The following is a 13,158-nucleotide window of genomic DNA, read 5'->3' as shown; positions in this document are numbered from 1 at the left end:
AAGAAGGCCCCCGCGAGCGGCCGCTCGTTCTCGTACCGCACCGTGGCGGTGAAGGCGGCCCCTTCGCACGCGGTGCTGCAGTCGTCCGGGACCCCCTCGGTGACCTTGGCCGCCTCGGTCACCTCCCAGCCCGCGGGAAGGCTCCCGGAGTCCGGCAGCACCGCCTCGGCGGTGGCGGAGTCCTTCAGCGCGGCGACCCTCCTGGCGTCACCGGACCCGCCGCCACCGCCGTCGTCACCGGTGACACCGTGCAGCACGGTGCGGAAGCCGATGACGAGCAGCACGGCGAGCACCACCACCCCGGCCACCAGGGCGGCCATCACCCCCTTGGTCCGGGGCAACTGCACCGGACCGATGACGATCGTGCTGCGGTCCGCGTTGCCCCCGATGTGGATGGCCATGGCGGGTCTGGGCCGGAGGCGCGGACGGCTGCAGGGCGGCCCACAGCCGGCCGGCGAACTCCGGGTCGGCCTCCAGGGCGCGGGCGAGCCGGTCCCGCACGGCGTTCGCCGCCTCGTCGGCGCCGGGCTCGGCCTCGAACCGCTCCATCGCACCGCGCCCGTCCTCGGACCGGCTCAGCCGGGACCGGACGAGCTGCCGCACCTCGTCGACGACGGCACTTCCGGCGCCGGAGGCGATGCTGGTCGTCATGGCGGTGATCGCCATGGTCGCCAAATCCGCTGACATGACCTCAGTCTGGCGTGTTCATGCCCTTCAGGGGAGGGGAATCGCACACCAAGGCCGCCGGGGTACGGGGGAGAGGGCGGTTCGACGGAGCCCCGACCAGGGGACGCACACGATCCGCTTCCGCCGCGGATCCTCAGTCCTCCGGGAACTCCCCGTCCACGTACACCCACGCGCCGGCCACCCGCTCGAACCGGCTCCGCTCACGCAGCGCGCCGCCGCGGTAGGAGGCGCGGAACTCCACCGTGCCCGTGCTGTGGAACGCCGACCCGTCGGCCGTGTCCAGGATCTCGAGCCCCGTCCACTTCATCCCCGGGTCGAGGGCCAGCCGCTCCGGCCGCGTCCGCGGATGCCAGGTGCGCAGCAGGTACGCCGTGTCTCCCTTGACGAACGCGCTGTACCGCGAGCGCATCAGCAGCTCCGCGGTCGGCGCTGCGGCCCGCCCCGCGTGGAAACGGCCGCAGCAGGCGTCGTACGACTGGGGGAGCCCGCAGGGGCAGGTGCGCGAGGTCATGGCGCCCATTGTGCCCGGGGCAGGGGAGGCGCCCGGCAGGGGCCGGGTGCACAGTGGAAGAGCCGGACCGCACACCGGCACACAGGGAGGTGAGGTCGAGGATGACCGGACCCGTGAGCAGCCGGCCTCCCGCCGTCAAGGAATGGCGGCTGAACGTGTACCTGTCCGAGCACGATCCGGACACCACGGCCCGGATCGTCCTGGACACCGGGGACAATGTCCTGGAGAGCCACGCCGGGGCCCGCCGCAGCCCCAGCGACCGGGCGATGCCCGAGATCGGCGACGAACTGGCCGCCGGGCGCGCCCTGATCGCCATGGGCCGCATGCTGCTGCGCGCCGCCGACGGCGACATGAAGGCCACCGGAGCGGCCGACACCGACGGCCCGGCGCCGCTCTGGCTGTCCCGCGAGTGAAGGAAGGAGCGCCGCCGTGCGTTTCGCGAACCGCCCGGAAGCCGGCCGGCTGCTGGGGCAGCGCCTGGAGTACCTCAGGGGCCAGGACGTGGTGGTGCTCGGACTGCCCCGGGGCGGCGTACCGGTCGCCGCGGCCGTCGCCGAGGCGCTCGACGCGCCCCTGGACGTCCTGCTCGTACGCAAACTCGGCGTGCCCTACCAGCCCGAGCTGGGCATGGGGGCGATCGGCGAGGACGGTGTACGCGTGATCAACCAGGAAGTGCTGCGCGCCACCGGCGTCGGCCCGGACGACCTCGCGGCGGTCGAGGAACGAGAGCGCCGCGTCCTCGCCGAGCGCGGCGCGCGCTACCGGGGCGCCACCACCCCGGCCCCGGTCGCCGGCCGGACCGCCGTCGTGGTGGACGACGGCGTCGCCACCGGCTCCACCGCCCGGGTCGCCTGCCGCGTCGCCCGCGCCCGGGGCGCGGCCCGCGTCGTGCTGGCCGTCCCGGTCGCCCCCCGCGACTTCACCCGCCGGCTCGGCGAGGACGCCGACGACCTGGTGTGCCTGCACACCCCCTGGGACTTCGCCGCCGTCGGCCAGTTCTACACCGACTTCACCCAGGTCGAGGACGAGGAGGTCACCGCCTGCCTGCGGCGGGCCGCCGAGCGCCACCGGCACACCGCGGGCGCCGCGTCCGGCGCCCGGGAGGTCACCGTGACCGCCGGAGCCGTCCGGCTCGGCGGACGGCTCACCGTGCCGGACGGTGCCACCGGCGTCGTGGTCTTCGCCCACGGCAGCGGCAGCAGCCGGCACAGTCCGCGCAACCGGTTCGTCGCCGAAGGACTGCACCGGGCCGGGCTCGGCACCCTGCTGTTCGACCTGCTCACCGACGCGGAGGAGGCCGACCGGGGCAACGTCTTCGACATCGCGCTGCTGGCCGGCCGGCTGCTGGACGCCACCGCCTGGCTGCGCGAGGAACCCGACGCCGAGGGGCTCGCCATCGGCTACTTCGGCGCCAGCACCGGCGCCGCGGCCGCCCTGTGGGCCGCCGCCGACCCCGCCGCGCGGCCCGCCGCCGTCGTCTCCCGCGGCGGCCGGCCCGACCTCGCCGGGGCCCGGCTGCCCGAGGTGACGGCACCCACCCTGCTCATCGTCGGCGGCGCCGACCCGATGGTGCTCGACCTCAACCGGGACGCACAGGCCCGGCTGCGCTGCGAGAACCGGCTGGCCGTCGTCCCCCGCGCCACCCACCTCTTCGAGGAGCCCGGCACCCTGGAGCGGGTCACCGAGCTGGCGTGCGCCTGGTTCACCGACCACATGGCACCCGCGCACGTCTAGGCGGCGACCATGCCGGAGGGCCGGGCGGGGGCCATGCCCGGGGGCCGGGAGGCGACCATGCCGGAGGGTCAGGCAGAGACCATGCCCGAGGGGCCCGTCACGCTCTTCCTGGCCGGGGACGTCATGCTCGGCCGGGGCATCGACCAGATCCTCGCGCACCCGGCCGATCCGGCCCTGCGGGAGGACTACCTCCACGACGCCCGGGACTACATCGCCCTGGCGGAGGCCGTGAACGGCCCGGTGCCCCGGCCCGTGGACCCCGCCTGGCCCTGGGGCGAGGCCCTGCCCGTCCTGGAGCGCGCCGCGCCCGACGCCCGGGTGATCAACCTGGAGACCGCCGTCACCTCCGACGGCGACCACGCCCCCGGCAAGGCCGTCCACTACCGGATGCACCCGGCCAATCTGCCCTGCCTCGCCGCCGCCCGCCCCGACGTCTGCGTCCTCGCCAACAACCACGTCCTCGACTTCGGCCCCGCCGGCCTCGCCGACACCCTGGACTCCCTCGCCGCCGCCGGACTGCGCACCGCCGGCGCCGGCCCCGACGCGACCGCCGCGTGGCGTCCCGCGGCCGTCCCGCTGCGCACCGGCGGACGCGTCCTGGTCCTCGCCTTCGGCATGCCCTCCAGCGGCATCCCGCACGGCTGGGCCGCCACCGCCGAACGCCCCGGCGTCGCCCTCGCCGCCGGGCCGACCACGGCCGCCGCCCTGGACTTCGCCGACCGCCTGCGGCAGCACCGGCGGCCCGGGGACATCGTCGTCGCCTCCGTCCACTGGGGGCCCAACTGGGGCTATACCGTCACCCGCGACGAGGTCCGCTTCGCCCACGCCGTCGTCGACGCGGGCGCCGACATCGTCCACGGCCACTCCTCGCACCACCCGCGCCCGCCGGAGATCTACCGGGACCGGCTCGTCCTGTACGGCTGCGGCGACCTCGTCGACGACTACGAGGGCATCGGCGGCTACGAGAGCTACCGCGACGACCTGCGCCTGCTGTACCTGGTGTCGGCCGAGCCCGGCACCGGCCGGCTGACCGGAGCGCGACTGGTGCCGCTGCGTGCCCGCCGGATGCGCCTGGAGCACGCGAGTGCCGCCGACACCGCCTGGCTGCGCGACGTCCTGGACACCCACGCCCGCCGCCACGCCACCCGCGTCGACCACGGACCCGACGGCACGCTCACGGTACGGCCACTGCGTTGAGACCGGCCGCGGGAGCGGGTGAAGCCGGCCGTCGGCGCACCGGAGAACCGTCCCTCAGGACCGCCGCCCGCCCGTGCGCCCTCAGGGCCGCCGCCCGCCCTTGCGCAGAAAGGCGCGCAGCCGGGTCAGCGGCCAGGCGTTGATCACCTCGTCCCTGGTCAGCCAGCCGCGCTGCGCGGTGGCCACGCCGTAGCGCATCTGGCCGAGGTGCGGCACGGAGTGCGCGTCGGTGTTCACGGCGAACCGCACCCCGTGCTCCCTGGCCCGCAGGATGTCCTCGTCGCGCAGGTCCAGCCGGTCCGGCTGCGCGTTGACCTCCAGCGCGGTGCCGGTGCGCGCGCACGCGGCGAACACCTCGTCCCAGTCGGCGTCCACCCCCGGCCGCCTGCCGATCAGCCGGGTGGTCGGATGCCCGATGACATTGACGTACGGGTTCTCGCAGGCCCGTACCAGCCGCCGGGTCATCGCCGTACGGCCCAGGTCGAAGTGGGAGTGCAGCGAGGCCACGCACAGATCGAACCCCGCCAGGAACTCCGCCGGCCAGTCCACCTCCCCGTCCGGCCCGATGTTCAGCTCCGTGCCGTGCAGCAGCCGCGTCCGGCCACGGGTGCCGTCCAGCTCGCGCAGCCGCTCCCGCTGGGCGAGGATCTTCTCGTCCGTCATGCGCTGCATGTACAGGTCGGGCGCGTGGTCGGTGACCGCGAAGTAGGCGTAACCGCGCTCGGCGGCGGCGTCCACCATCGCCTCCAGCGAGGCCAGACCGTCCGTGAGATCGGTGTGCGTGTGCAGGTCGCCGCGGATGTCCCGCTCGGTCACCACCTCGGGCAGCTCGCCGCGCAGCGCCGCCTCGATCTCCCCGCGGTCCTCGCGCAACGGCGGCGCGATCCACGGCAGGCCGAGCCGCGCGTACACCTCCTCCTCGGTGCGGGAGGCGACCGGCTCCCCGCCGTCGGTGTCGAACAGGCCGTACTCGGAGAGCTTCAGCCCCTGGTGCCCGGCGATGGTCCGGGTGCGGATGTTGTGCGCCTTGGAACCGGTGAAGTACTGCATCGCCGCGCCCCACGACTCCGGCGGCACCACCCGCAGATCCACCTGGAGCCCCCTGCCGGTGCGCACCGAGGTCTTCTTCGTGCCCCGCGCCACGACCTCCGCGGTGTCCGGCAGCGCGCACAGCGCGTCCATGAACGGGGCCGACCGCTTCGCCGCCACCAGCACGTCCAGATCCCCGACGGTCTCCCGCATCCGGCGCAGCGAACCGGCGTACGCACAGCGCCAGCAGCCCGTCACCCCGGACAGCTCGGCGAGGATCTCCTCGGCGGTGTCCAGCGCCAGCGACAGCGGCACCCGGCCGCCCGCCCGCCGGAGCAGCTCGATGCCGTGCCGGATGTTCTCCTGCGTCTTCTCCCCGAACCCCTTCAGGTCCGCCAGCGCGTCCGCCTCGATGGCCGCGGCCAGCTCGTCCACCGACGAGATGCGCAGGTCCTCGTAGAGCCGCAGCGCCTTCTTCGGCCCCAGCGTCGGGATCGTGATCAGCTCCCGCACTCCCGCGGGGATCTCCGACCGGCGCTCCTCGACCACCGCGATCCGGCCCGTGCGCAGATACTCGGTCACCTTGTCGGCGATCGACCGCCCCACGTTCGGGATCTCCCGCAGCGCGTCCGGCTCCAGCGTGGAGACATCCGCCGGATGCCCGCCGATCGCCCGCGCCGCCTTCTCATAGGCACGCGCCTTGAACGCGTCCCCTCCGGTGATCGCGATGAGATCGGCGTACTCCTGCAGCACCGCCTCGACCTCGTCATTGACCCGGCCCACACCCCCAGTCTAAAAACCACCCCACAAGCACGCGAAAGGCCCCTGCTGGTCACGCGTTGGTCATGTGACCAACTCTCCTCCGAGGCGTCAGTCCCTGGTCAGGTCTGCACGGACGCGCGGGGGTGGCTGGGACGATCGGGGACCTGTTTATGCAAGGACACGCATAGTCGCGATCACGCATAGACGCGTAGCACCACCGCCTCTACTGTCGGTGGGCAGGCGGCCCGACCGGGGCCAGAGCGAGGGGGTTTGGCATGTCCGAACGTTCGGCACTCACCCGGCTCACTGGCAACGGCAACGGCGAGTGCGGAGAGAAGGACTGCCCGAACGTGTACCGCACGGCCACGGGATCGTTCGTCGTGCAGGGCGACGTGTCCGAAGCCTTCACCCCGCCCGCTGGGGAAGGGCTCGTGGAAATCCCGGAGGCGGTTCTCAGGGAGGCATTCCGTGCACTTGGATGGTGACGCGTGGAATGACTGCTTCGATTCCATGGAGCGTGAGGCGTGGCGGCTGGAGACACTGCCCGTCTACACCATGCCCCAGGAAGCGGAGAAGCTGAAGTGCTTTCTCGCCGGGGAGAAGTCGCCGGACGATTACAGCTCGGGCTGGATGGATGAGGTTCGGCAATGGACCTCGGAAGGAAAGAGTGTCGGCAGGGTGCACGTCGTGACTCGCCCGCTCTCGGATTACCTCCGGTTCGAGTTCGAGTATTACTACCGGCACCACGTGAAGGCGGGCGAGGACATCCGCATTCTCGACCTCACCGACCGGGAGAACCCGGGGCTTCCGGATCAGGACTTCTGGATGTTCGACGAGTCCAAGGTGGTCCTGATGAACTACCGGGCGGACGGGACGCAGATAAACCGGGAACTGTACGAGGGTGATCCTGAGCCGTACCGGCAGTGGAAGCGGATTGCGGTTGCCGAGTCGGTTCCATTCCTGGAGTACGTGAGCGGGTGACGTTCGACCCTGAACAGCTGGGGCAGCCGAAGCAAGAACTGGCCGCCCTGCTGAAAGAACTACGCAAGCGAGCCGGCCTCACTGGGGACCGGCTCGCTCGGCGTTGCAACATGTCCCAATCGAAGATCAGTCGGATCGAGAACGGGAAAGCGCAACCGAGCCTGCTCGACCTGGAGAGAATCCTCCGGGCCGTCGTTGCTCCGCCCGAGGTCATCGAGGAGGTCATTGCCCTCGCGAGGCTGGCCAATACCGAGTGGCAAGACCTGCGCTCGCTGCGCCGCAGAGGACTGGAAAAGAAGCAGACCGAACTTGCCGCGCTCGAATCCTCCTCTACCGAGTTCCGTTTCTTCCTGCTCTCGATGATTACTGGACTGCTGTCCACCCCCGAGTACATTCGGGCCAGCCTTGCCCATTCCCCGGCTGATGTCACTAAGACGATCGCGAGGAAGCTGGAGCGGCAGGAGATCCTTTACGACACGAAGAAGCGGTTCACCTTCATCCTCACCGAACAGGCCGTGAGGTGGCCACTCCTGCCCCCGGTCGAGATGGCGATGCAGATTGTCCGGCTGGCCTCGTTGACCCACCTGCCGAATGTGAAGCTCGGTGTCATCCCAATCGCGGGATACAAGCCCATGGCTCCGATGGACACCTTCACTGTCTACGACAACACCCTGGCCACTGTGGAGAACACCACCGGAGTCGTGATCCTGAGAGATCCACGCGACATCGAAATGCATTTGGAACTGTTCTCGACACTGGAGGGGTACGCGCTGTTCGGGGCCGAAGCGCGAGCCTTGTTGGCGGAGTGGGCTGCCGCTTGCCGTTCATGATCTTTAGTCCATGACGGGAAAGAACTACACAGCCACCGCTTTCTGGGCCAATGATTTCCCCCATGACAGCGACCGAGCGAAACGAAAAGTGGGTCCGCTACGGCGTGGGGTGGATGGTGGAAGAGAACACCGGTTCGGTGGCCCCCGAGGGGGGTGGACTGCTCGTCGCGAAGCGGAAGATCGTGGCCGCGCGCACCCGTGCCGAGCAGGAGTCTGACGTCAGCAGTGGCCGTTCCGACGGCAACGACTGACGGAGCGCCCACGTTGCTTGATGCAGCCTCGTGGGCGGGGCGTCTGGGCGGGGACAGGTTCCTCGCCCGGACGTACCACCGCTCATACGCACACTTCCCCGGGGTCGCCGACACGGCGGGCCTGTTCTCCTGGGACGACCTGAACCGGATCATCGCCACGCAGCGACTGGAGCCGCCCCGGCTGCGCCTGTCGGTCGACGGCGAGATGGTCCCGCTCCACCGCTACGCGATCCCGACCACGAACCGCCGAGCGGTCACCTGGTCCCGGATCCAGCCGTCCGACTTCCACGCCCAGCTCAGGGACGGGGCGTCGCTGGTCCTGGACGCGGTGGAGAAGATCCACCCCGCCGTGGGGGCGGCTGCGGAGGGGCTGGAACGCTTCCTTGGAACCTCCGTGCAGGCCAACGTGTACGCCTCGTGGACCGAGCGGGAAGGCTTCGGCCGGCACTGGGACGACCACGATGTGGTGGTGGTCCAACTGCACGGCTCGAAGCGGTGGCGCCTGTGGGGGATGACCCGTGAGGCGCCCACCTTCCGGGACGTGGAGTTGCCGAAGGAGCCGGAGGGCGACCCGATGGCGGACCTCGTTCTGTCCCCGGGTGACGTGCTCTACCTGCCGCGCGGCTGGTGGCACGCGGTCACCGCTGACCAGGGGACGGAATCCCTTCACCTCACGTTCGGCATGGTCCCGCACACGGGCGCCGACCTGATGCTGTGGGTCGTCGACCAACTCCGGGCGTCCCTCGCGCTCCGCAGGGACATCCCGCGCTTCGGCTCACTGACGGAACAGTCGGACTTCACCGACGCCGTACGCCGTGAGGTGGCCGACATGATGGCGGACCCCCGCCTCGTGGAGCGGTGGGCAGAGTCGATCGACACGACCGACCTGGGCCACGCGATCCCGTCCCTGCCCTACGTGGGCGGGCTCCCGGCACGGTCGGACATCACGGTCAAGCTCACCGCTCCGAGGGGCCGCCTGACGGCCAACCGCGAACAGGGCACGGTCACCTTCTCGGCGGCCGGTACCGCGTGGGACTTCGCCGAGTCCGCCGCGCCCGCGCTGGGCACGCTGCTGACCAATCAGCCGACCACGCTGGGGGAACTCGCCGACTCCGCCGGGCTGGAGGTCAAGGAGGTGGCCGAACTGGTCTCCGTCCTCATCGACGGCCACGCCGTCGCAGTCGTGGGGACGGCGCTGTGACCGCCGCGCTCTGCCTGGGGACATACCGCGTGCGTGCCGTCAGTCGGGCGGCACGCACCGCCCTGGCCGCCGGTAGCCCCTGGGTGGACACGGCACCCAACTACGCCCATGGACGGGCGCATGAGGAACTGCGCCCGGTTCTCGGGGAGTACCCGACCGCGCGGGTAGCCACGAAGACGGGGTTCTTCACGGCGGAGCAGGGCCGTACCGCCCTGGCTGAGGGCGTGCTCACCCGGGAAGAGGCGGCCGGTAGGCACAGCCTTGAGCGAGGCTTCGTCCGCTGGCAGACGGAGCGGTCGTTGGCCGCGCTCAGGTGCGTGGACCTGGTGTTCGTGCACAACCCGGAGCACCACGGGCACGGCCTTGACCGTGCCGCTCTGCACGGGCGCGTGCGGGAAGCCTTCACGGCGCTGGAAGAGTTCGCCCATGCGGGCCGGATCGGCGGGTACGGCGTCGCCACCTGGTCGGGCCTGACCTCCGGAGCGTTCAGCGTCCCCGAGTTGCTCGCGTTCGCCCGGCAGGCGGCCGGTTCCGCCGACCACCACTTCACGGGCTTGCAGATGCCCGTCAGCCTGGTCATGGATGCCCCGATCACACAGGCCCTGAACGGCGGCGGACCACTGGTGCAGGCGACGGACGCGGGGCTGATCACCTTCGGCTCCGCTCCCCTGCACGGGGGCGAACTCCTCGACGCCATGACACCCGAACTGGTGAACCTCATCCGCCCCGGCCTGTCGGCCGCAGCCGCTGCCCTGCTGGCCGCTGGCTCGTGCCCTGGCCTCGATGTAGTCCTCACCTCCGCGAGCACCCGCGAGCACTGGGACGATGCGGCCAAGGCTCTGGCTGCGCCTCTGACGGTCCAGGAACTCAGGAGGGTGACGGATGAACTCGCCCGTGAATGAGGAGGTACAGGCCCTGATGGGGGCCGCCCACGACCGGGCGGCCAAAGCGCTGGGCCTCACCTGCTCGGGTCCGCCGGCGTGGGGCTTCCTCGGTGTCACTCTCGGACGCCGAGCGGGGGACCGGTGGCTACGGGTCAGCCGGACGGCGAAGAGGAACGCGGGCAGGAAGGCGGGGGAAGGCATCGTCGGCGCCTCGGAGCTGGTGCCTGACGGCGTGCCCCGCCCCCACCTGTACGCGGTGCATGACTGGACTGACGGCGAGTGGGCCTTCGAGTCGGAAGTCCTGGACTACCTCACGCAACCCATCGTGTCCCCGGACCGGGCCGACATCGATCAGGACCCGGGGTTGCCTGACGAGTGGTGGGCGGACCTTCGCCAGGCCCTGGCCCTCCTCGCTGAAGCGGAGGGAGTGAAGGCAACCGTGCGGGACGAGTGGATCGAACGAGCCTTCCCCCAGTTCCTCGGCGTCCCGGCCCCCGCCGAGGTGGAGCGGATGACCGGTCACGGTGACCTGCACTGGGGCAACCTCACCGCCGCGCCCCTGTGCCTACTGGACTGGGAGCGGTGGGGCTTGGTGCCCTTCGGCTATGACGCGGGGCTCCTGCACGCCAACAGCCTGCTTGTGCCCGACGTAGCCGCCCGTATCCGCAAGGAGTTCGCGGCGGTCCTCGACACCCCGGCCGGCCGAATCGGGGAACTCGCGGCCCTGGCCGAGATGCTGCAAGCCGTAGCCCGTGGCTGGTATCCCGACCTCGCGCCCCGCCTGGTGGCCCGCGCGGAGGCGCTCACCGGAGTCCGCCCGCCCGTCCCTGTGCACTCGGAGGTGAGTGCCTGACGCGCGCCCCTGTACGCCTGTCTCAGGTCTCAGGCGCTCTCACCGATGTGCCGGTACAAGGTCGTCTTCTCCCGGATGCCTTTTGGGCACGTGGTTGGTCACGCCACAGCCGGAGAAACAGAAAAACCCCAGGTGAACTGGGGTCTCTGCTGGTGTCCGAGGGGGGACTTGAACCCCCACGCCCGATAAAGGGCACTAGCACCTCAAGCTAGCGCGTCTGCCATTCCGCCACCCGGACCAGGTGTGTGTCGTACGAGATCTTCCCTTTCGGCGGGGTTTCCCTCGCGGCGACGAAGGAAACATTACCAGGCTTTCGGGGGTGTCCGATCACCCCCCGGCCTCGGCCCCGGTCGGGCGTGAACGGCGTGTCACAGGCGGGGCCCGGTCTTGGGCGCGGGGCGGGGCCGGGGAGAGGATGAGGGGGACCACCAGCAGTGACAGCGGGAGGAAGCATCGTGAGCGAGACGGGCAGGGCCAGGACCGTCACCGGCGAGGACGAGGTCGCGGACCTCTGCCGCGACCTGATCCGGTTCGACACCAGCAACTACGGCGACCACTCCGGCCCCGGCGAGCGCAAGGCCGCCGAGTGGGTCGCCGAGAAGCTCGCCGAGGTCGGGCTGGAGCCGAAGATCTACGAGTCGCACCCCGGCCGCGCCTCCACGGTGGCCCGGATCGAGGGCGAGGACCCGTCCCGGCCCGCGCTGCTCATCCACGGCCACCTGGACGTCGTACCGGCCAACGCGGTCGACTGGACCCACGACCCGTTCTCCGGGGAGATCGCCGACGGCTGCGTATGGGGACGCGGCGCCGTCGACATGAAGGACATGGACGCCATGACGCTGGCGGTCGTCCGCGACCGGCTGCGCAGCGGACGCCGGCCCCCGCGGGACATCGTGGTCGCCTTCCTCGCCGACGAGGAGGCGGGCGGCACGTACGGCGCCCGCTACCTGGTCGACCACCACCCCGAGCTGTTCGAGGGCGTCACCGAGGCCATCAGCGAGGTCGGCGGCTTCTCCTTCACCGTCGACGACCAGCGGCGGCTCTACCTGATCCAGACGGCCGAGAAGGGCATGCACTGGATGAAGCTGACCGTGGCCGGCACCGCCGGGCACGGGTCGATGATCCACCGTGACAACGCCATCACCGAGCTGTCGGAGGCGGTGGCCCGGGTCGGCCGGCACAAGTTCCCGGTGCGGGTCACCAAGACCACCCGGGCCTTCCTCGACGAGCTGGGCGACGCGCTCGGCACCGAGCTGGACCCGGAGGACATGGAGGCCACCATCGCCAAGCTCGGCGGCATCGCCAAGCTGATCGGCGCGACCCTGAGCAACACCGCCAACCCCACCCAGCTCGACGCCGGCTACAAGGTCAACGTCATCCCGGGCGAGGCCACCGCCCACATCGACGGACGGTTCCTGCCCGGTCACGAGGAGGAGTTCCTCGCCGACCTCGACCGGCTGCTCGGCCCGAACGTCCGCCGCGAGGACGTGCACTCCGACAAGGCGCTGGAGACCGACTTCGACGGCGCGCTGGTGGCGGCCATGCAGTCCGCGCTGCTCGCCGAGGACCCGACCGCCAAGGCGATCCCGTACATGCTCTCCGGCGGCACCGATGCCAAGTCCTTCGACGACCTCGGTATCCGCGGCTTCGGCTTCGCCCCGCTGAAGCTGCCGCCGGAGCTGGACTTCGCCGGCATGTTCCACGGCGTGGACGAGCGGGTGCCGGTCGACGGGCTCCAGTTCGGCGTGCGGGTGCTCGACCGGTTCATCGACGCGTCGTGAGACCGCGCCCCGTGCCGCCCCGTGCCGCCCAGGCCGGGGCGGCACGGGATGATATTCGGGCAGTCGTACGAGACGCGCTGAGACGGGTGAATGCGACGATCAGTTCGTAGCTTCATTAGTTCCTCCTCGTTGCATCTGATGTGATCCCGCGCCTTGGGGTCGCATTGCCAACAAGGAGGAAGAATGATCAAGAAGGTCGTCGCAGCTGCGGCCGCCACCGGTGGTCTGGTTCTCGCGGGTGCGGGCCTCGCCGTCGCCGACTCCGGTGCCCAGGGTGCCGCCCTGCACTCCCCGGGTGTCGTGTCCGGCAACGTCATCCAGGCGCCCATCCACGTCCCGGTGAACGTGTGCGGCAACACGATCGACGTGGTCGGCGTCCTGAACCCCGCCTTCGGAAACGTCTGCATCAACAAGTGACGCAGGCTCCCTGAGGGGCGTCCTTTACGAGCCGTCGGCC

15 protein-coding genes and 1 tRNA gene are annotated in these 13,158 nt (G+C 71.0%); 13 read left to right on the top strand and 3 right to left on the bottom strand.

What is annotated here, in order from left to right; genetic code table 11:
- Nucleotides 1-270 precede the first annotated feature (270 nt).
- Nucleotides 271-684: a hypothetical protein gene (locus tag IE251_RS23690; protein WP_189755007.1), complete on the top strand. Its 414-nt coding sequence runs from the start codon at nt 271-273 to the stop codon at nt 682-684.
- A gap of 136 nt (nt 685-820) precedes the next feature.
- On the opposite strand, the gene IE251_RS23685 is transcribed toward IE251_RS23690, so the two are convergent.
- Nucleotides 821-1,198: a YchJ family protein gene (locus tag IE251_RS23685; protein ID WP_189755006.1), complete on the bottom strand. Its 378-nt coding sequence runs from the start codon at nt 1,196-1,198 to the stop codon at nt 821-823.
- 101 nt (nt 1,199-1,299) lie between these two features.
- Here IE251_RS23685 and IE251_RS23680 point away from each other — a divergent pair, with 101 nt between their 5' ends.
- The 3 genes from IE251_RS23680 (at nt 1,300) to IE251_RS23670 (ending at nt 4,129) form a co-directional block, all read left to right on the top strand.
- Nucleotides 1,300-1,611, top strand: coding sequence for a dsRBD fold-containing protein (locus IE251_RS23680; protein ID WP_189755005.1), 312 nt, complete (start codon nt 1,300-1,302; stop codon nt 1,609-1,611).
- A 16-nt stretch (nt 1,612-1,627) separates the two neighbouring features.
- On the top strand, nt 1,628-2,932 hold the full coding sequence (locus IE251_RS23675) for a phosphoribosyltransferase family protein (RefSeq protein WP_189755004.1): 1,305 nt from the start codon (nt 1,628-1,630) through the stop codon (nt 2,930-2,932).
- An 81-nt stretch (nt 2,933-3,013) separates the two neighbouring features.
- A complete protein-coding gene (locus tag IE251_RS23670; protein ID WP_189755003.1) occupies nt 3,014-4,129 on the top strand; it encodes a CapA family protein in 1,116 nt (371 codons plus the stop codon).
- A gap of 81 nt (nt 4,130-4,210) precedes the next feature.
- Here the strand turns inward: IE251_RS23670 and polX are convergent, their stop codons facing one another.
- Complete coding sequence (gene polX, locus IE251_RS23665) at nt 4,211-5,941, bottom strand: DNA polymerase/3'-5' exonuclease PolX (RefSeq protein ID WP_189755002.1); 1,731 nt, start codon at nt 5,939-5,941, stop codon at nt 4,211-4,213.
- A gap of 254 nt (nt 5,942-6,195) precedes the next feature.
- On the opposite strand from polX, the gene IE251_RS23660 reads away from it, so the two are divergent.
- The 7 genes from IE251_RS23660 (at nt 6,196) to IE251_RS23630 (ending at nt 10,920) form a co-directional block, all read left to right on the top strand.
- Nucleotides 6,196-6,405: a hypothetical protein gene (locus tag IE251_RS23660; RefSeq protein ID WP_189755001.1), complete on the top strand. Its 210-nt coding sequence runs from the start codon at nt 6,196-6,198 to the stop codon at nt 6,403-6,405.
- A complete protein-coding gene (locus tag IE251_RS23655) occupies nt 6,389-6,901 on the top strand; it encodes a DUF6879 family protein (protein ID WP_189755000.1) in 513 nt (170 codons plus the stop codon). The genes IE251_RS23660 and IE251_RS23655 overlap by 17 nt, the downstream gene beginning before the upstream one ends.
- A complete protein-coding gene (locus tag IE251_RS23650) occupies nt 6,898-7,731 on the top strand; it encodes a helix-turn-helix domain-containing protein (RefSeq protein ID WP_189754999.1) in 834 nt (277 codons plus the stop codon). The genes IE251_RS23655 and IE251_RS23650 overlap by 4 nt, the downstream gene beginning before the upstream one ends.
- A 62-nt stretch (nt 7,732-7,793) precedes the next feature.
- On the top strand, nt 7,794-7,982 hold the full coding sequence (locus IE251_RS23645) for a hypothetical protein (protein WP_189755107.1): 189 nt from the start codon (nt 7,794-7,796) through the stop codon (nt 7,980-7,982).
- Between the two features lie 13 nt (nt 7,983-7,995).
- Nucleotides 7,996-9,183, top strand: coding sequence for a cupin domain-containing protein (locus tag IE251_RS23640; RefSeq protein WP_189754998.1), 1,188 nt, complete (start codon nt 7,996-7,998; stop codon nt 9,181-9,183).
- Entirely contained in the window at nt 9,180-10,085 is a 906-nt protein-coding gene (locus IE251_RS23635; RefSeq protein WP_189754997.1) for an aldo/keto reductase, read from the top strand. The genes IE251_RS23640 and IE251_RS23635 overlap by 4 nt, the downstream gene beginning before the upstream one ends.
- Complete coding sequence (locus tag IE251_RS23630; RefSeq protein ID WP_189754996.1) at nt 10,066-10,920, top strand: hypothetical protein; 855 nt, start codon at nt 10,066-10,068, stop codon at nt 10,918-10,920. The genes IE251_RS23635 and IE251_RS23630 overlap by 20 nt, the downstream gene beginning before the upstream one ends.
- A gap of 150 nt (nt 10,921-11,070) precedes the next feature.
- Here IE251_RS23630 and IE251_RS23625 read toward each other — a convergent pair.
- Nucleotides 11,071-11,158 (bottom strand) — tRNA-Leu (locus IE251_RS23625).
- A gap of 217 nt (nt 11,159-11,375) precedes the next feature.
- Between IE251_RS23625 and IE251_RS23620 the strand changes: the two genes are divergently transcribed.
- Together IE251_RS23620 and chpH are read left to right on the top strand one after the other, a co-directional pair.
- Complete coding sequence (locus IE251_RS23620; RefSeq protein WP_189754995.1) at nt 11,376-12,701, top strand: M20/M25/M40 family metallo-hydrolase; 1,326 nt, start codon at nt 11,376-11,378, stop codon at nt 12,699-12,701.
- A gap of 183 nt (nt 12,702-12,884) precedes the next feature.
- Nucleotides 12,885-13,118, top strand: a complete 234-nt coding sequence (gene chpH / locus IE251_RS23615) for a chaplin ChpH (RefSeq protein WP_030781423.1) — start codon at nt 12,885-12,887, stop codon at nt 13,116-13,118.
- Nucleotides 13,119-13,158 lie beyond the last annotated feature (40 nt).

Origin of the sequence: Streptomyces eurythermus (assembly GCF_014649115.1) — a bacterium.
Classification (GTDB): domain Bacteria; phylum Actinomycetota; class Actinomycetes; order Streptomycetales; family Streptomycetaceae; genus Streptomyces; species Streptomyces eurythermus.
The sequence above is the reverse complement of the archived record's forward strand: the minus strand, read 5'-3'. Positions and strand labels throughout refer to the sequence as shown.